General features: G+C 35.5%; 2 pseudogenes. Both read left to right on the top strand.

The window, feature by feature from the left end:
• A pseudogene (locus SORDD24_RS11905) lies at positions 1-123 on the top strand (adaptor protein MecA); the annotation flags it as partial.
• A gap of 148 nt (positions 124-271) precedes the next feature.
• Positions 272-332, top strand: a pseudogene (locus tag SORDD24_RS12060) (homoserine dehydrogenase); the annotation flags it as partial.

The following is a 332-nucleotide window of genomic DNA, read 5'->3' as shown; positions in this document are numbered from 1 at the left end:
CTCTTGGCTCGTATGCGTGAATTTGCAGACGACAGTGATATCAGTCGTTCGGTTTTACAAGAGTATGGTCACATCTTGATCAATCACGACGCGGTGTTCGGTCTTCAAAAAATTAATTCATAGTTTTTAGAAATCAATTTTTACTTATCAGAAAAGGCGAATCAGATGATTCGTTTTTTCTTTTCTATCTATAAATAGTGGTTTTCTTGGATAGGAATTTTCACAAAATTCTGTTATAATGGCTATATCAGAAAATTTCTAGGAGACAAACATGACAGTTAAAATTGCTTTACTTGGATTTGGTACCGTTGCAAGTGGCGTACCTTTCCTCC

The organism is Streptococcus oralis, assembly GCF_001579175.1.
GTDB classification, from domain to species: Bacteria; Bacillota; Bacilli; order Lactobacillales; family Streptococcaceae; genus Streptococcus; species Streptococcus oralis_O.
This window is presented reverse-complemented; position numbering and strand designations above follow the sequence as displayed.